At 61.4% G+C, this 16,520-nt stretch carries 21 protein-coding genes; 10 read left to right on the top strand and 11 right to left on the bottom strand.

The window, feature by feature from the left end; all coding sequences use genetic code 11:
* The first annotated feature begins 76 nt into the window (after positions 1 to 76).
* From LRP30_RS10260 to LRP30_RS10230, 7 genes are all read left to right on the top strand, one after another.
* Positions 77 to 1,105 carry an ABC transporter ATP-binding protein gene (locus tag LRP30_RS10260; protein WP_249760237.1) on the top strand — a complete coding sequence of 343 codons (1,029 nt, stop codon included), beginning with the start codon at positions 77 to 79 and terminating at the stop codon, positions 1,103 to 1,105.
* A 15-nt stretch (positions 1,106 to 1,120) separates the two neighbouring features.
* Complete coding sequence (locus LRP30_RS10255; RefSeq protein WP_128938050.1) at positions 1,121 to 2,050, top strand: sugar ABC transporter permease; 930 nt, start codon at positions 1,121 to 1,123, stop codon at positions 2,048 to 2,050.
* A 1-nt stretch (position 2,051) separates the two neighbouring features.
* Positions 2,052 to 2,897, top strand: coding sequence for a carbohydrate ABC transporter permease (locus LRP30_RS10250; RefSeq protein ID WP_128935607.1), 846 nt, complete (start codon positions 2,052 to 2,054; stop codon positions 2,895 to 2,897).
* 450 nt (positions 2,898 to 3,347) lie between these two features.
* Positions 3,348 to 5,033, top strand: coding sequence for a PQQ-dependent dehydrogenase, methanol/ethanol family (locus LRP30_RS10245; protein WP_249761740.1), 1,686 nt, complete (start codon positions 3,348 to 3,350; stop codon positions 5,031 to 5,033).
* A 56-nt stretch (positions 5,034 to 5,089) separates the two neighbouring features.
* Positions 5,090 to 5,425, top strand: a complete 336-nt coding sequence (locus LRP30_RS10240) for a cytochrome c (protein ID WP_249760236.1) — start codon at positions 5,090 to 5,092, stop codon at positions 5,423 to 5,425.
* Between the two features lie 8 nt (positions 5,426 to 5,433).
* On the top strand, positions 5,434 to 6,198 hold the full coding sequence (locus LRP30_RS10235) for a transporter substrate-binding domain-containing protein (protein ID WP_249760235.1): 765 nt from the start codon (positions 5,434 to 5,436) through the stop codon (positions 6,196 to 6,198).
* 373 nt (positions 6,199 to 6,571) lie between these two features.
* Positions 6,572 to 7,318: a C13 family peptidase gene (locus LRP30_RS10230; RefSeq protein ID WP_249760234.1), complete on the top strand. Its 747-nt coding sequence runs from the start codon at positions 6,572 to 6,574 to the stop codon at positions 7,316 to 7,318.
* 135 nt (positions 7,319 to 7,453) lie between these two features.
* Here LRP30_RS10230 and LRP30_RS10225 read toward each other — a convergent pair whose 3' ends face one another.
* The 4 genes from LRP30_RS10225 to LRP30_RS10215 form a co-directional block, all read right to left on the bottom strand.
* Positions 7,454 to 7,774, bottom strand: coding sequence for a hypothetical protein (locus LRP30_RS10225; RefSeq protein WP_249760233.1), 321 nt, complete (start codon positions 7,772 to 7,774; stop codon positions 7,454 to 7,456).
* A 239-nt stretch (positions 7,775 to 8,013) separates the two neighbouring features.
* Positions 8,014 to 8,334 carry an ABC transporter substrate binding protein gene (locus tag LRP30_RS44935; RefSeq protein WP_256477658.1) on the bottom strand — a complete coding sequence of 107 codons (321 nt, stop codon included), beginning with the start codon at positions 8,332 to 8,334 and terminating at the stop codon, positions 8,014 to 8,016.
* A gap of 55 nt (positions 8,335 to 8,389) precedes the next feature.
* A complete protein-coding gene (locus tag LRP30_RS44930) occupies positions 8,390 to 9,022 on the bottom strand; it encodes an ABC transporter substrate binding protein (RefSeq protein ID WP_256477666.1) in 633 nt (210 codons plus the stop codon).
* A gap of 92 nt (positions 9,023 to 9,114) precedes the next feature.
* The gene (locus LRP30_RS10215) at positions 9,115 to 9,906 is read right to left on the bottom strand and encodes a dienelactone hydrolase family protein (protein ID WP_249760232.1); all 792 of its coding nucleotides are present in this window, start codon (positions 9,904 to 9,906) and stop codon (positions 9,115 to 9,117) included.
* A 291-nt stretch (positions 9,907 to 10,197) separates the two neighbouring features.
* Between LRP30_RS10215 and LRP30_RS10210 the strand changes: the two genes are divergently transcribed.
* Positions 10,198 to 10,509 carry a hypothetical protein gene (locus LRP30_RS10210; protein WP_091894301.1) on the top strand — a complete coding sequence of 104 codons (312 nt, stop codon included), beginning with the start codon at positions 10,198 to 10,200 and terminating at the stop codon, positions 10,507 to 10,509.
* 358 nt (positions 10,510 to 10,867) lie between these two features.
* Positions 10,868 to 11,197, top strand: a complete 330-nt coding sequence (locus LRP30_RS10205; RefSeq protein ID WP_249760231.1) for a GcrA family cell cycle regulator — start codon at positions 10,868 to 10,870, stop codon at positions 11,195 to 11,197.
* A gap of 110 nt (positions 11,198 to 11,307) precedes the next feature.
* On the opposite strand, the gene LRP30_RS10200 is transcribed toward LRP30_RS10205, so the two are convergent.
* Together LRP30_RS10200 and LRP30_RS10195 are read right to left on the bottom strand one after the other, a co-directional pair.
* Positions 11,308 to 11,535, bottom strand: a complete 228-nt coding sequence (locus tag LRP30_RS10200; protein ID WP_128943692.1) for a hypothetical protein — start codon at positions 11,533 to 11,535, stop codon at positions 11,308 to 11,310.
* A 181-nt stretch (positions 11,536 to 11,716) separates the two neighbouring features.
* Positions 11,717 to 11,896, bottom strand: a complete 180-nt coding sequence (locus LRP30_RS10195) for a hypothetical protein (RefSeq protein WP_128935614.1) — start codon at positions 11,894 to 11,896, stop codon at positions 11,717 to 11,719.
* A 297-nt stretch (positions 11,897 to 12,193) separates the two neighbouring features.
* Between LRP30_RS10195 and LRP30_RS10190 the strand changes: the two genes are divergently transcribed.
* Positions 12,194 to 12,757 carry a hemerythrin domain-containing protein gene (locus LRP30_RS10190; RefSeq protein ID WP_128938059.1) on the top strand — a complete coding sequence of 188 codons (564 nt, stop codon included), beginning with the start codon at positions 12,194 to 12,196 and terminating at the stop codon, positions 12,755 to 12,757.
* Positions 12,758 to 12,806: 49 nt separating this feature from the next.
* On the opposite strand, the gene LRP30_RS10185 is transcribed toward LRP30_RS10190, so the two are convergent.
* Genes LRP30_RS10185 through LRP30_RS10165 form a run of 5 tightly spaced genes read right to left on the bottom strand, consistent with a single transcriptional unit; the run spans position 12,807 to position 16,377 of the window.
* On the bottom strand, positions 12,807 to 13,574 hold the full coding sequence (locus LRP30_RS10185; protein ID WP_128938060.1) for a sulfite exporter TauE/SafE family protein: 768 nt from the start codon (positions 13,572 to 13,574) through the stop codon (positions 12,807 to 12,809).
* Complete coding sequence (locus tag LRP30_RS10180; protein WP_249760230.1) at positions 13,571 to 14,827, bottom strand: CCA tRNA nucleotidyltransferase; 1,257 nt, start codon at positions 14,825 to 14,827, stop codon at positions 13,571 to 13,573. The genes LRP30_RS10185 and LRP30_RS10180 overlap by 4 nt, the downstream gene beginning before the upstream one ends.
* A gap of 10 nt (positions 14,828 to 14,837) precedes the next feature.
* Complete coding sequence (locus LRP30_RS10175; RefSeq protein ID WP_128935618.1) at positions 14,838 to 15,101, bottom strand: DUF6111 family protein; 264 nt, start codon at positions 15,099 to 15,101, stop codon at positions 14,838 to 14,840.
* Positions 15,098 to 15,769: a CoA pyrophosphatase gene (locus tag LRP30_RS10170; RefSeq protein ID WP_128935619.1), complete on the bottom strand. Its 672-nt coding sequence runs from the start codon at positions 15,767 to 15,769 to the stop codon at positions 15,098 to 15,100. Before LRP30_RS10170 ends, LRP30_RS10175 begins: the two co-directional genes overlap by 4 nt.
* A complete protein-coding gene (locus LRP30_RS10165) occupies positions 15,766 to 16,377 on the bottom strand; it encodes a DUF1285 domain-containing protein (protein WP_128935620.1) in 612 nt (203 codons plus the stop codon). Before LRP30_RS10165 ends, LRP30_RS10170 begins: the two co-directional genes overlap by 4 nt.
* Positions 16,378 to 16,520: the final 143 nt, after the last annotated feature.

Below are 16,520 nucleotides of genomic sequence, written 5' to 3'. Positions count from 1 at the left end.
GCTCATTGGCAAACACGATTGGCGCCCTGCCCAGCGATTGGCAGCAGAGCGCCATGCATGAGCTCCGGGAGGATCGATGGCAGCCGTATTGACCAGGGATATCGTCAAGAAGTTCGGCGAGATTAACGCCGTCAACGGCATCTCGCTGAGGGTGCCGGATGGCGAGTTCATGGTGCTGCTCGGCCCCTCGGGCTGCGGCAAGACGACGTTCCTCCGCATCATCTGCGGCCTCGAGCAACAGACCAGCGGCGACCTCCTGATCGGCGGCAATGTCGTCAACGACATCCCGCCCCGCGCCCGCGGCATTGCGATGATGTTCCAGAGCTACGGCCTTTATCCGCACTACACGGTACGTAATAACATCGCCTTTCCGCTGCGCACGCAGCGCATGCCCTCCCAGGACATCCAAAACAAGGTCGAGTGGGCCTCGCAGTTGCTCGGCATCGGCCATCTTCTCGACCGGCGGCCACGCCAGCTCTCAGGCGGCGAGCGCCAGCGTGTGGCGCTTGCGCGCGCGCTCGTTCGCGAACCGACCGCGCTTCTGCTCGACGAGCCGCTGTCCAATCTGGATGCCAAGCTCCGTACCTCGGCCCGCCAGGAGATCAAGAACTTTCAGCAGCGCGTTGGCCTCACCACCATTTACGTGACCCACGACCAGATCGAAGCGATGGGCATGGGCGACCGTATCGCGGTGATCGATCATGGAAGGGTTCGGCAAGTGGGAACGCCAACCGATATCTATGAAGATCCTGCCGACCTTTTTGTCGCAACCTTTGTCGGCGCGCCGCCGATGAACATCGTCACCCGCAATTGCGGCGGCTATCTCGGATTCCGGCCGGAGAATTTCTTGCCCAGGGACATGATTGAAGACGGAGGCGCGACCGAATTTTCGTTTCGCGTCGACCGTTCGGAATATCTCGGGTCCGAGCGCATTGTTTACGGCGTGGTGGATGGCTTTGACTCGAAGCAGCCGATCACGGCGAAGTTGCCGCCAGCCCACGTCGCCGAAGGAAGCATTCGGCCCGGAGAGTGGCATCCGTTCGCCGTGAAGAACAGCGCGCTGCGCCACTTCGACGCCAACGGCAATCGTCGCACTCGCCACTGAACCGGGGATTCGCCGATGGCTGTCATCGCAGAGCCTGTTGCCAAGCCGATTTCGCGCTTTCACTTCGTCCTCGACCGTCGCGAGGTACTCGAAACAATCTTGGTCGCGCCGGCGATCCTCTACGTCTTGCTATTGGTCGGCCTGCCGCTCCTGCTCGCGGTCTATTACTCGCTCAGCGCCTATACCATCTACAACCCAACCTGGAAGTTCGTCGGCCTGGCGAATTTCGAGCAGATCCTGCAAAATCCGAATTTCCTCGACACATTGCGCAACACCTTCATCTTTACATTCGGGTCGCAATTGCTCGGCCTCGTGCTCGGAAAGTTCGGCGCCTTCCTGCTGTTGCAGCCCTTCCCCGGCCGCAAGATCGTGCGAGCGCTAATCATCCTGCCTTTTGCGGTACCGGTCGCGCTCGCTACGATCGCCTGGCAGTGGATGTTCGATTCGCTCTACAGCGTGATCAACTGGACCCTGATTGCGGCTGGCATCCTTACTCGCGAAGAGGCGCCGAACTGGCTCGGCAATCCGTACCTTGCGATGCTGTGCATTGTCATTATCAACGCTTGGCGCTTCTTTCCATTTGCCATCGTGATTTTCCTCGCCGGCATCACTGCGGTTCCGCAGGACGTGATCGACGCCGCGACGGTCGATGGTGCAGGCTTTTGGCGCCGCAACTACCAGATCATCCTGCCGATGATCCTGCCGATCATGGCCATCGGCCTGATCTTCGGCATCGTGTTCACGTTCACTGATCTTTCCATCGTCTTCCTGCTGACCCAGGGCGGCCCCGGTGGCGCAACCTCGGTGCTGGGCTTTGAAGGCTTTCAGACCGGTATTGTTTCCGGCGACGTGGCGCACGGCGCCGCGATCTCGCTGTTCATGCTGCCGGTGCTGCTAGTCGTGGTGATCTTCATGCTTCGCTTTATTCGTCGCCGGGAGATTTGACATGTCGGAGCCTTTTGTTCGCTCGCTCCGCGGAACCGGGTTTTTCCTCGGCGTCGCATTCTTCGTTATCCTGGCCGCGTTTCCGTTCTATTGGATGGTGATCACGGCGTTCAAGCAGAACAGTGACCTTTACAACGTCACCAACATCCCGTTCTGGTTCAACGAGCCGCCGACGCTGGAGCACATCAAGTACCTGTTCGAGGAAACCCTGTTCGCGCGCTGGCTGTTGAACTCGCTGATCGTCGGCGTCTGCGTTACCGCGATCACCCTGGTCACCGCGGTTCCGGCCGGTTACAGCCTGGCCCGCATGACCAGTCGCAAGGGCGAAGCGCTCGGAATCATGATTTTCCTAACCTACCTGGTGCCGCCGACTTTGTTGTTCCTGCCGCTGTCCCGGATCATCGCCGAACTCGGACTGCAAAACTCGATGTGGTCGCTGGTGCTGGTCTACCCGACCTTCACGATCCCGTTCTGCTCCTGGCTGCTGATGGGGTTCTTCAAGGCGCTCCCGGTCGAGATCGAGGAAGCCGCAATCGTCGACGGCTGCAGCCTGTTTGGCGCCTTCATCAAGATGGCGATCCCGCTGTCGGTGCCGGCGATCCTGACGGTGGTGATCTTTACGTTCACCCTGACCTTGCAGGAATTCGTCTACGCGCTGACCTTCATCTCGTCGTCCGACCAAAAGCCGATCACGCTAGGCGTCTCGACCGACCTGATCCGGGGCGACGTGTTCTTCTGGGGCGAGATCATGGCGGGCGCTTTGATTGCCGCCATCCCCGTAGCCATCGCCTACAATATCTTCCTCGATCGCTTCATCGCCGGCATCACCGGAGGCGCTGTCAAATAGCCGTCGTGCCGCTTCTGGCAAGGGGGTGAACTAGGCTCCTGTGCGCCGCCTTCTTGGACCCGCGCCTCGGCCGTAGCCGGACGCCGCGAGAACACAGAGCCGGATCCACTGTTCGGACATCATCCGACCATGGCGATGTGTCGGCTCAAAGAGAATGGGCGTTCGGACAGTCTGGCTGCCAAATTACATCGCTTGCGCCCGTACTACTTTGAGCGTTGAATTCATCGTGATGCTACGGCGCTGCTGAACGAATACATTCGGCCGCAGCAATCACCGTCTGGTGTCTGCACCCCTCGCCGAGGTCAGGAGACGAGCTGCACGGATGAGGCAGCTTCTGCAAGAGGCCGCAGCAGACTGCATGTTGGATGTAGTTCCCCGCGATACAATAAGGGAGGCAGAACAATGACAGTCAGTACAAGGCACCTTACCTATGTTGCCGCACTGGCCGCTATGCTTGCACCATCAGCTTGGGCGATCGCGCCGTCAGAGATCAATTCCGCTCGCATCGAGGCGGCCGAGCAGAACCCAGGTGATTGGCTGACCTATCACGGCGGCTATAAATCGTATCACTACAGCGGGCTCGATCAAATCAATGCGAGCAATGTAAAGAATCTCGAGGTCGCCTGGATCCATATGCCCGGACGTTCCACGCGCGGTCTGCAGTCGATGCCGCTCGTTGCTGACGGCGTGCTCTATTATTCGGGGTCCTATAGCCGCGTCTATGCGCTCGACGGGGCAACCGGCAAGATGATCTGGTCGCACTTTCCGGTGCTCGACGAGGAACTCGTCGCGATGCAGACGCACTCACCGTACAACCGCGGTGTCGCGCTCGGCGATGGCAAGGTCTTCGTTGGCACCGTCGACGGGCATCTCATCGCGCTCGACATGAAAACCGGCAAGGAGGTGTGGAACACGCAGCTGGTCGACTCCAAGAAGCTCACGGTCGGCTTCACGGGTGCGCCGCTGGTGGTGAAGGACACCGTCATCATCGGCAGCCAGGGCGGCGAATGGACCTCGCGCGGTCCGCTGTTCGGAGTCGATATCAAGACGGGCAAGAAGAAATGGGAATTCTTCACCGTCGCCGGCACCGAGGAAGCCAAGGCCACCTGGGGTGGTGATTCCTGGCGCACCGGCGGGGGTGGCGCATGGATGCCCGGCACCTACGATCCTGAAACCAACACCGTCTGGTGGGGAACGGCCAATCCTGCACCGCTTTACGACTGGTCCGGCGCGGACTGGAAGAACAGCGGACCGCGGCCAGGCACCAATCTCTACACAACTTCGGTCATCGCGCTCGATCCCGACACCGGCAAGCTGAAATTCTATCATCAGGAGCTGCCTCATGATGCATGGGATTTCGACTCGGCAGTCGGTGAGTTCGTGATGATCGACCGCGACGGCCGCAAGCTCGTCGTGCATCCGAACAAGGGTGGTTTTGTGTTCGTCTACGACCGCGCCGATGGGAAGGTGCAGAACGTGTGGCGGATCGCGAAGAATATCAATTTCGTCAAGGATATCGATCCGAAAACCGGCGAACTGATCGGCCGGCGCGACTTGAGTCTCGGGAAAGCGAGCGAGCCGCTTTGTCCGGCGATTGCCGGCGGCGTCAGCTGGAACTCGGGCGCCTACAGCCCGAAGACAGGCCTGTGGTACAAGCTCGCCCAGGAATGGTGCATGGATGTGGACGTGATAAAGACCACGCCAATCACCGAGCCGATGGCGCAGCTCAATATCGGCGCGAATTTCAAGCTCGTTCCGCCGCCGGACGGAGCGGCGCGCGGTCATCTTGATGCACGTGATCCCGTGACTGGTGCGAAGAAATGGGAGGTCAATTTCGACGAGCCTCCGCTGGCGAGCGTGCTTGCGACGGCCGGCAATCTGGTGTTCGTGCCTGACTCGCGTGGTGTGCTGCGCGCTTACAATGCGGAGACCGGACAGGAACTGTGGTCGCATTTCAATGGCGTCGGTCACAATGGCGGCATCATCAGCTACAGCGCCGGCGACAAGCAATACATCGCAGTGCCGGCCGGTTGGGGCGGCATGGTGGCGGACGAGTTCCCGGCCCTTTTCGGCGAACCCTTTACGAGCATGCCGAAGGACGCCGGTGCGCTCGTTGTCTTCACGCTGAAGCAATAAGAATGGTGAGGAGAGCCAGGGTGCAGTCGCCCCCTGTCTCTCCGGTCCAGATGCCAATGTTGAAGTCGATTCTTCTCATCGCCGGCATTGCGTTGTCAGTGCCCTTCGGCCTCTTTGCGCAGCAGAGCCAGGCTCCCAAGCAGGATCAATCGGCCCGCGAAACCGATATCGAGGGCGGGACGATGTTCGCGACCTCGTGTGGCTTCTGTCACGAGAACGGCGGCCGCGCCGCCGGCAAAGGGCCGAAGCTCGCGGGTACGGCGCGCAGCGACGATTTTATCGTGGAGCGGATCAAGAAGGGTAAGCCCGGAGCCATGCCCGCCTTCGGAGGCGCCTTTTCGGAGAGCCAGATCATGGCGATCCTGGCCTACATCCGAAGTCTGGAAGAATGAGGCCGGAGATGCGCCAAAGCGTTTTCGTAGGCCTTTTGGTCCTGCTCGGAGCCACCGGTGCCAGCGCGCGCTCGCTGGAGGCGATTCGTACACGCGGGGCGCTCACGCTTTGCGCACACCCCAATGCGTTGCCGTTTGCCAGCAAGCGTGATGTCGACCCCGGATTCCAGGTCGAGATCGCCCGTGAACTGGCGAAGCAGTTGAAGGTCGCGCTGGAGCAGCACTGGGTCGTCAACAGCTTTCAGTACCGCCGCGCGGACTGCGACATCATCATGGATGCGATCGCGAACCCCGCGGCGCTGGCGGAGGTGGGATTGCGCATGTCGCGGCCCTATCAGCGCAGCGGGGTCGCGTTGGCCGTCCGGGCCGACTCTGGCGCGGCGTCGCTGGCGGATTTGAGGCCTGGTCAGCGCGTCGGGGTGCAGGTCGGCTCGATCGCCTCCATGACACTCAGCAAGCGAGGCATCCAAACCTCTCCTTTTGTCTTCGAAGATGAAATCATGGACGCGCTTGCCAAGAACGAGATCGACGCCGCGGCGGTTACACCCGCCGCAATTGGTTGGTTCAACCAAGTTCATCCCGATGCGCACGTGCGCCGCATTCCTGCTTTCGAAGACGATCCCGACTTGAACTGGAATGTCGCTGTTGGGATGCTCAGCCCAGACGAGAAGCTCAGGCAAGGACTCGACGCAGCCCTTGAAGCATTGCTCGCCGACGGCACCCTCGCGCGGATCTACGCGCATTACAATGTCGAATTGCGGTCGCCAAAATGAGCAGGGCTCCCGGCGCAAGAACTGGCGGAGCAGCCGGAATTCATTGGATGATGTTCAGCCTATCTTGACGTTCAACTTCGTCTCAAACAGCCTCGTGCACAAAGGAGTGCCAGCCTTCGGCATCGCACCCCCGGGGATTTTGTTGGCCCGATTGCTCTGGATTCGGCAGGTCGTCTCTGGGGCATTCGCGTCGGTTTGGCCGGTGCCGACGACTTCCGCCCTCCCCCTATAAACAGACATCGTTACCGCGCGTCGGCTCGTCTCAAACGGGCCATATTGCACTTGCCATTCCCAAGGATGGAAATTCACTGGCTTTCCGCTATTTTGTGTTGAGCCGCAATTCTGTAGCGGCGATCTCGAAACGAGGTTCGCGATGACCTCCAGGTCCTCAATCAGGCGGCTCGGCGCGCCGCTCGTCGCTTTTTTTCTGACCATCTGGCCGTTGGTCCCTCCGGTACATGCGATTGAGGACGCTGCAAAGGTTGGCGTGGTGTCCTTTGGTCTGTACGGGGATCAAGGCGTGTTTAGATCCGAGGCGACCGGCGCGGCTGAGGTCGTGGCCGGCCGTTTCGAGACTGGACCGATCAACGTGGGGTACAATTCCAAGAAAGGGGGACGTGCAACGATCGAAGCTCTGACCAAGTCGTTGCAGACGGCCGCCAACCGCTTGGATCCCGAGAAAGACGTTCTCTTTTTGATTCTCACCTCGCATGGCTCTCCTGATGGCCTTGCAATCAAGGCGGGGCGGCTCACAGAAACGCTTACACCATCTCGTCTCCGCGACATGCTCGCGAAGACTGGTGTGCGACACAAGGTGGTGGTCATCTCGGCTTGTTATTCCGGAGTTTTTATCCCGCGCCTGGCGAGTCCCGATGTGCTGGTCATCACCGCGGCCGATGACAAGCATCCGTCATTCGGCTGCCAGGACAAGGCCAAGTGGACCTATTTTGGCGACGCTTTTTTCAATGTCGCGCTCCGGAAAGCCGTCAGCCTGAAGGATGCGTTTCTCGATGCGCGCTCACTCGTCCGGAAGCGAGAATTGCGGGAACATTTCGAGCCGTCGAATCCGCTCATGGCGGGCGGTGCAGACGTGCTGCCATTGCTTGTCGGACGCCCTTGAGCAACCGGCCGCGAGCGCCAAGGCTATTGCTCGCGGGCGTATCGCCGTTTCCGGTCACCCCCGATAAGCAGACTGTTTGGCGGCCCCCTAGGCTTCGCATTCGGGCCACAAGCGGAAAAGGGGCAAGTTGCTGCATTATCCACGAGCTTCCTCGACCTTTTGTAGGATCGAACGAAACCTCCGCGCGATGCTGTCCCCGAAGAAGCTCGCTATGGCGAGCCCTACGAACGCCCCAATGCCAAGGCCACCAAAGCCGAAAAATACGAGAAGGCCGGCAATAAACGCTTTGGCCCAATTAGCGCTCCAAAAATCCAGATAAGCGAGAAAGAAGAGCGCTGGGATATTAGCGCAGATCGCGAGGCCCCAGGCCAAGACTGGATGATTGCGACCGAGAAGTGGAAAAACGAAAGCAGCAAACGCAAATGCAACTGCGTTGCAAAAAATGATGTACCACATCGTCACTTCTTTCGACTGCGCTCATTGACCTGGATCGGTGCACAGCAATTGTACTCACAAAGTAACTGTTTTGCGTCAATTTCGGCCATTGGAACGGTCGCAATTAGCGCGCGCACTCTCAAGTCCGCGATGGGGTCAAAATCGGCAGTCTACACCGTTGCAAGCCCCTTCCGGTCTACACCCAACAGCCGACGCTTGGACCGGCATCGAGCTAGGCAGGATCGAGCCGCAAGCGGACATCATTCAATGACCTCGTCGGCGGCGGCGAGGAGTGTCGGGGTCATTTCGAGGCTGAGCGCCTTCGCAGCCTTCAGATTGATGACCAACTGGAATTTGTTGGGCCGATAGATCGGGATGTCGCCGGGCTTGGTCCCGTTCAGGATCTGATGCACGTCGATGGCAAGGCGTTGGGCAAGCTCGCCCAGATCCGGCGCATAGCTCATCAGCCCACCTGAATCCACATAGTCGCGAAAGGGATAGACGATCGGAAGATGAAGTTTCCTGGCGAGTTCGGCAATGGAGGCGCGTCGTGCCAAAAAGGTGCCGCTCGCGTCAACCATGGCAGCGTCGAATTGCTGTGACGTCATCTCGGCAAAGGCGCGACGGAGTTGCGCGTCATTTAACCTCCGGGAGGAAATTCCAGGTCAGCGCGATGCCCAGGCCCTGCCCCGCTTTCTGAAGCGACAATCCGAGTGAGGTATCCATAAAGATCCGGGACGACGTCAGGTAAGCGACCTTGGCGGCCAAGGGCACCGCCTCCTTCAGGATTTGCAAACGCTTGGCGACGATTTCGTAGCCTGCATCGATGCTGACACCCGTAAGGTTGCCTCCGGGATGCGCGAGGTTTGCAACCAATCCTGTCGCGATCGGATCTCCCATGATCGCAACAATCGGTATCGTTGTGGTGGCCGCCGCGAACGCTTCGACGAGATCATTAAGATTGACAACGATCACCTGCGGGTCGCGGCCAACGACGGCGGCGGCAAGAGACGCAAAATGTTCGGAGCGACCCTCTGCGGAATAACGCTCGACGACGATATTGGCTCCTTCCGCATAGCCCAACCCGCGCAGCGTTTCATGAAACCGCCGCACCCAGAAGGGGCCGGCAGTCTCGGTCAGCTGACCAGCGGGAATGCCCGAATGAACAAACGCAATGCGGTGCTGCCGCGGGGCCCGCTGCGCCCAAGCTGGGAGCGGCCAAGCCGCTGTCGCACCGCTCAGAAGCCTGATGAACTCCCGTCGCTGCATCGCCAATCCCCGACGCTCCGACCCGAAACTGCCGCCCGACCCATTCCGAGGCCAAAGCAACAGAAAGGGCCACCCTGCGGTGGCCCTTTTGATCATTTTTGAAGGTTTGCGAAGAACTTGGCGGCTTCGGCCTTCGCTTCCTGATCAGCTTTGGCGTCGTATCTGAGCGGCAAATTGAACTTCTTGCCGAGTTCGGTCGCTTCGGGGTTCGTGAACGCGTGCACAGCGCCGGGATACTCGATAACCTGATAATCGGCCTTCGCTGCGTCGAAGTCCTTCTTAAGCGCATCGTACTGCTCGCGCTTCGCGAACGGGTCGTCCGCGCCGTTCAGAATGAGGGTTTTAGCTTTGACGGTTCCCGGCGCCGGTGCAGGAGTGTTGAGACCAAGTGTTGCGTGAAAGCCCGCAACGGCGGCGAGATCAGCGCCGGCGCGTGCCATGTTCAGCACCACCGCGCCGCCGAAGCAGTAACCGACTGCGCCGACCCGCTGGGGATTGACCGAGCTCTGCTTGGCGAGTTGCTCCCGCGCTGCGTTGAAGCGCGCCTCCATCACCTTCGGATCCTTCATCACGGATCCCGAGAGCGCGCCGGCGTCCTTCGGGTTGTCGGCGGTCTTGCCGTCGCCGTACATATCCGCAATGAACGCCGTGTAGCCCTGCTGTGCGAATTTCCGTGCCTCGTTATGGATATGCTTGGTGATGCCCCACCATTCGGACACCATGACGATGCCAGGCCGCTTGGCCTGGGTCGCGTCGTCGTAGACAACGAAGCCCTTCATCGTGGTCTGGCCATCCGTGTAGGTGACCGGCTCTTCCCTGACCGCTGCGTGTGCGCTCGCGACCATGGCGATGGCGCAAAGTGCTCCCACTATGTTCGTTCGCATGCTGACCTCCCGCGGGTTTGGCACAAGACTAACATTGGCATACCAGCGACTCCTGCGCCAGGCTTTGAAACCCGTGCAGGTGCCCTCGGTGGCTGCGCCTAAACTTCAAGTTTCCGGACCTCCAGCTTGAGGCGGAGCGTGCCGACATTGCGCTTGGTCGCTGGATGACGCAAAGGCGCGTTGCGCGGTCCGCCCCAACCGGGCGCTGTGGCCCATCTCGGAAAGTAGGCTCTGGTCCGACCGGGAGCGATATGCTTTGATGGGTAGGGGCGAGTGGCGCGTGGTGGCCTCATGTACATGGTCATTCGCAAGTACACCAAGGTTCGTTCGGTCGCGGACGCCGCCCGCCGCGCCAAGAGCGGCGTCGGCGAGATCCTCAGGCAATCGCACGGCTTCAGATCTTACCATGTGCTGGATGCCGGCGACGGTGTCGGTATCGCCGTGATGATATTTGACGACCGCGAAAGCGCCAATGCGGCGAACGCCAAGATACTCGCGTTTGTTCAAGCCAGTCTGCATGACCTCGATCTTGGAGTTCCCGAAATCGCTGCCGGCGAGGTTTTGGTGAACATCGAGCCTAATGGGCCCTCGGGCATCAAGTAGCCGAAAACCTCAGCAGTTGCGTGGCGGGTGTCGCCCCTTACTCATGTCGACCTGATGTCCCCGTCGCGTTTGCAGCGATCACGCCCTGGGCATCTGCATGTCGTCGGCCAGGAATATGTGACTGCACGTGCTTGGGGAGCACAACGACATGAAGCAACACACCTCCGAAGCATTTTCCATCACAGCAATCGGCTGGACACCGCTCGTACTTATGGACACTGCGATGCCGCCACGAGATCCCGATGAAGACTAGGAGGAGGAAGACGACGAAGAGGACGATGACGAACCGGCGGTCGTGCGCGAGCCGGACGAAGACTAGGCTAGCGCGTGCTCGACAGTCGGCGCTATAATATCTGCCATGGGCTGGGATGCGAAAGACATAGCGCTCCTCACTAGGCTCTGGTCCGCAGGACAGAGCGCAGCGCAGATCGCGCGCCGTCTCGGGTGCAGTCGTAACGCGGTCTGCGGCATGCTGACTCGTCAGGGCCTGAAGCGCGGCCACAAGCCGCCCACGGCAAGACCCAAGATAAGGCCGCCCCCGAAGCTGAGGCCGACGTCATCGGCAGCCTGCGTCCGTCCGGTCGCAAAGAAGGTGTCGCGGAAGACAGCGGAGAGGCAGCAGCCCAAGGAATTCAGCAAGCAGCAGCTTTACGCCATGCTGGCTGAGGCGGTCAGAAACACTGGCTAAGAGCTCACCACGAACGTCGTTGCGCTTCGTCAGTGCCGGGCTCAGCTCGACGGGTTCTTCCGCCGTGTAGCTTCCCAAGCCATTGTCTGCTTTCAATGTCTGCTTTCAACTCAGATGGCAGCTCCGGCCAGCAAGAAAACGCCGCCAAGCGCGACCATCACGAGCCCAGGCCAGTTCGATTTGATGCCGAAGCCGCTACCTGGCCTTTCAGGTTCCAGCGTGTCACGCCCGGAGCGAAGCCACTTTCCACCGCTGAATCGGCCTCGCCAGATGGGCTGAAACGCCATTTGGAGTACGCCGACGAAAACAAGGAGCACACCAAGCAATATGAGAGTCATGCTCACCTCCTCTACCTGCGAACGCCGATAGGTTGCTGCGCCGAGAACCGTGGTCCATTCAGCGCCTGCCCGCTGCTCTCGGAATCAGACCGACCCTTGGAATCCGCCGGACACACCAGCGCGCCGCACGCAGGCTGGGGATCGCACTCACCGAAACTCAGGCGACGTCTAAGCGTCCTGCTTAGTCCTCGTCCGGCTCGCGCACGACCGGCGGTTCGTCGGTTTGGTTCTCTTCATCGTCTTGCTCTTCCTCCTCATCCTCTTCGTCGTCATCAGGATCTCGGGGCGGCATCGTGTCGGGCATGATCGCGAAGACGTGCCGGTCGATCTCGGCCGGAACCAGCTCGGGGAGTTGGGTCATGGTGTTGCTCCTCGGATGTGACCCTGGGGCACTCTACCCCTTTTCGGCGGGGCAGGCACGAAATTGGCGGCCGGCGCGGACGGTTGCGGGAGTGAAGGAGGAGGACTTTGCCTTTGGATGGCATGGAAGGCGATCTGTTCCGCGAGACCTGCGCGAGGTGCTGCGCCGGTCGAGTGCAGCCAGATGCCGGGCGGGCTGTTCAGCCCGGCGACCCGGTCCCCCGAGTTTGATCCAGCGCAAGATTCTGAATCGCTTTCAGGATAGCTTTGATCATTCAATGGTTCGTTGGAGGCCACAATGATCATTGAGCGCCTATCCCAAGAACACCGCAATATTGAGACGCTGCTCGCCGTGCTTGAGCACGAGCTTGAGATTTTCGATCGCGGCGACCACCCCGACTATGAGGTCATTCGCGCAATCATCAGCTACTTCGAACTCTATCCCGAGATTTACCATCATCCCCTGGAGGAGCTGGTCCTTGCCAAGCTAGAGCTTCGGGATCCGGCTGCGGCGGCAAGCGTCGGCAACCTGAGACTTGAGCACCAAAAGGGGACTGATCGTTTGCGCCGCGTTGCTCGTGCGATCGACGGTGTCCTGTCGGATCGGGAAATCCTTCGGCAAAACGTGGACAATATCGTTCGCGACTTCATAGAGAGCGAGCGGCGTCACATCATGATTGAAGACCGCGATTTCTTTCCTGCGGCTCTCAAGGCTCTAAAGCCTGCAGATTGGAGCGAAATCGCTTCGACCTCAATCGATCATGAGGATCCGCTGTTTAGCGAGGCTGCCGAAGAGACCTTCGGCGCGCTCCGAGAGCGCATCTTGCAGATGGAGCACGAGTCTGAAGTCGGACGACGTTAGAAGCGCTCCACCGGTGCACAATCGAAGATATCAATGCCTCGGCCGTGTATCAGGTCAGCTGCCTCGCCGCCGCCGAGATCATCACCAGCCCGCCGGTGATCACCGCGAGGTCCAAGATCGCGGTGTGGATGTGCACCGGCATCCGCTCGACGAAGGCTTTTGCGAGGAACGCACCGGGGATCGCAATCGCGCCGATCAGCAGCGCGAAGGCGAGCACCTGCGCGGTCACGGCACCGGCAAGGCCGAACACCGAGATTTTGATCAGGCCGGTGCCGAGCGAGATCATCGCATCGGTTGCGATCACCGCCGCGCCTTCGAGCCCGGCGGCCATCAGCAGCGATAGCAGGATCACGCCGGAGCCCGAGGTGCCGCCGACCAGCACGCCGTAACCGATCGAACCGGCGGCAAGGCCGGTGTCGCCGATCCTGACCTCACGGCGGCGCAGCACGCGGCGCAGCGGCACGCTCAGGATCAGCATGGAGCCGATCACGAGCGCCGCGCCCGCATTGGTCAGCCGCGTGTAGCCATAGGCGCCGAGTGCCGTCGTCAGCGCCGCGCAGAGAAGCACGATCAGCGCGCGGCGGCGGTCGGCATGGCGCAGATAGGCGATGGCGCGGCTGCAATTGGTGAAGATGGCGGAGATCGCGATGATCGGCACCACGGGCTCGGCGCCGACCAGCGGCACCAGCACCAGCGGCATCAAGGCGCCGGTGCCGTAACCGGCGAGACCACCGATGATCGAAGCCAACAACGCCATCAACGCGACCAGCAGGAGCTGAAGAATCGAGATGTCGGCGAAGCCTGAGACGATGGTCACGTTTTCTCATCGCGGCTGACGCGTGCCGCAGCTTGATCGGCGATGGAAGCGAGCGCGGCTTGCTCTAGTGGAAAATCCGCCGCAAGCCAAGCGTCCTCGGCGAGCGTCAACACATGTCCGAGCGAAGGCCCTTCCGCCATGCCGCGCGCGATGAAATCGGCGGCCTTCAGCGGAAATTTCGGCGCAGTCCAGCGCTGCGGCAGCTCGGCGAGCGCACGCCATCGCGACGATCCGATGTCGCCGCCGGCCCGCGCCCAGGCCAGCAACACGCGATCGTGATAGCACTCGGCGCCGAGGCGATAGAGCAGCCGGCGTGCGTCGGCCTCGTCCTTGGTGGCCAAGCGCCACCAGCGGTGCCCCATCGAATCCAGCGCCTTGGTCTCGCTATTGGAGAGCCGCAGGCGCGTGGCGATGCGCTTGGCATCCTCGGTCACGGCGACCGTCAGCGCGGCCAGGCGCCGCGTTGCATTCGCCGGCAGGCCGAGCTCGCGCTCGATCGCGATCATCGCCGACAGCGGACCTGTATAGACGACGCCCCCGGTCAGCGCCTGCAGCAATCCGCCCTCGGCCATCGCCAGCGCTGCGGCCGACGCACCGCCGGCCACCAGTAGCTTGAGCATTTCCATGCGCACCCGCTCGGCCGAGAGGCTAGCCAGGCCCGCGCGTCCCCGGATGCAGGCGAGACAGCCGTCACGGTCTGGCTCGCCCGCACCGAAGGCGGCGTGGATGCGGAAGAAGCGCAGGATGCGCAGATAATCCTCGGCGATGCGCTGGCCGGGATCGCCGATGAACCGCACGCGACGCGCTCTGGCGTCCGCGATCCCGCCGACATAGTCGTGCACGACGCCATCAGCATCGACCGACAGGCCGTTCATGGTGAAATCGCGCCGCTCGGCGTCCTTCACCCAGTCGCGTCCGAATGCGACCTTGGCTTTGCGACCGAAGGTTTCGGTGTCCTCGCGCAGCGTCGTCACTTCGTAGGGATGCCCGTCGATGACGAGCGTGACGGTGCCATGATCGATGCCGGTCGGCACGCTCTTGATGCCGGCGGCCTTGGCGCGCCGCATCACTTCGTCCGGCAACGCGGTGGTCGCGATGTCGATGTCACCGGGCTTAAGACCGAGCAGCGCGTTGCGCACCGCGCCGCCGACCACCCGCGCCTCTTCGCCGTCCGCGCCCAGCAATTGCAGCACGCGCGCGGTCCCGCCTGCGGTCAGCCAGGGCGCATGGGCAAGTAAAGGCTCCGCGATCATCCGTCGGCCCCTATTTTTCCACGCCCGGCACGAGCTTGCCGTTCTCGATATGGGCGGGAACGTAGGTCGAATCCGGCGCCGCGCCGGAGAAATGCGCGAGGCCGATCAACCCCGCGATCACCAGCACGATCGCCGCCAGCGCAAGGCGCGCGACGATCGCAACCGGCCAGGAAGATCGCGCGAACAGGCCGGTCCGGGTGGCGGCCAGGAACAGCGCATAGACGGCAAAAGGGATGAGGAAGATTCCGATCTCGGTCAGAACCGGCCGGATCATGATGAATAGATCCGCTCATAAAGCACACGCAGCATACCCGCTGTCGCACCCCAGATGTAGCGTTCCGCGAACGGCATCGCGTAATAGAACCGCTCCATGCCGCGGAATTCCTTGCTGTGCACCTGGTGGTTCACCGGGTTCATCAAGAAGGATAGCGGCACTTCGAACGCGTCATCAACCTCGGAATGGTTGATGGTGAGCTTGAAGCCCGGCCTGACCCTCGCGACCGTCGGCAGGATGCGGAAGCCGAAGGCGGTGCCGTAGAGATCAAGATAGCCGATCGGCTCGACGAAGTCCCGCGACAGTCCGACCTCTTCCTCGGCTTCGCGCAGCGCCGCATCGAGCGGTGAGGAATCGGTCGCGTCGATCTTGCCGCCGGGAAAGGCGATCTGGCCGGCATGGTCGTTGAGGTGCGCCGAGCGCTGCGTCAGCAGGATGGTCGGCTCGGGATGGTCGACCACCGCGATCAGGACCGCCGCCGGCCGCACCGGCTGCTCGCGCGCGATGATCTCCAGCATCTTGTCGGTGCCGGGGTCGCCCGAGGCCGGAATGATATTCGGATCATAGAGGCCGGGCGGGACGTCGAAGCCGAGCCTGGCCCTGGAGCGGGCGAAGAAATCCGCCGCGCTGAGCGCGACCGGATCGTTCTTCAGGATAGTTTTGTTCAAAGCGCGGCCCTCACCTGCTCCGCGTCGGCCATGGCGAAGAATTCGCCGGCCGACTCGACGCCGAACATCGGCTGGCCATCGACCATCCGCTCCTCGCCCATGTCAACCAGATCGTAATAGAGCGCACGGGTGACCTTGGCCCAGAGATCGGCGCGGACATGCAAGTAGGGCGTCAGCCCGCCGTCCTTCGCCTGCTCGAAGCGCAGCCGGTGCGCGGCATCGCAGGTCACCCAGTCGTCGACATTGGTGCGGAAGCTCAGCACGCGGTGGCTGCCCTCGCCGTGCTTCAGCATCTCGACCGCCATGAATGGCGCGTCGTCGACGCGAATGCCGACCTTCTCCACCGGCGTGACCAGGAAATGCTTGTCGCCTTCGCGCTTGAGAATGGTCGAGAACAGGCGGACCAGCGCATGACGCCCGATTGGCGTCCCCATGTAGAACCAAGTACCATCAGAGGCGATTCGGATATCGAGATCCCCGCAAAACGGCGGATTCCATAGATGCACCGGAGGCAGGCCCTTTTTGGCGCCCTCGGCATTGGCAGCGCTTTTGGCGGCGGCAGTCAGCCCCTCGAGACCGCGATCGGCACTCTGCCCTTGGTTCGCCATGGTTTGCCCTGACTTTGTCATTTGGCACGATTGGTGCAGGTCTACGTTGTACCTCGGTGAGCGGTTCCACTCCGGATGAGTCCGGTGTGCGAGGTCGCCACTTCGTGATGCCGTACATAACCCGAAGCCGATAAGGTGGGGAT

The organism is Bradyrhizobium sp. C-145 (assembly GCF_023375135.1).
GTDB classification, from domain to species: domain Bacteria; phylum Pseudomonadota; class Alphaproteobacteria; order Rhizobiales; family Xanthobacteraceae; genus Bradyrhizobium; species Bradyrhizobium zhanjiangense.
The sequence above is the reverse complement of the archived record's forward strand: the minus strand, read 5'-3'. Positions and strand labels throughout refer to the sequence as shown.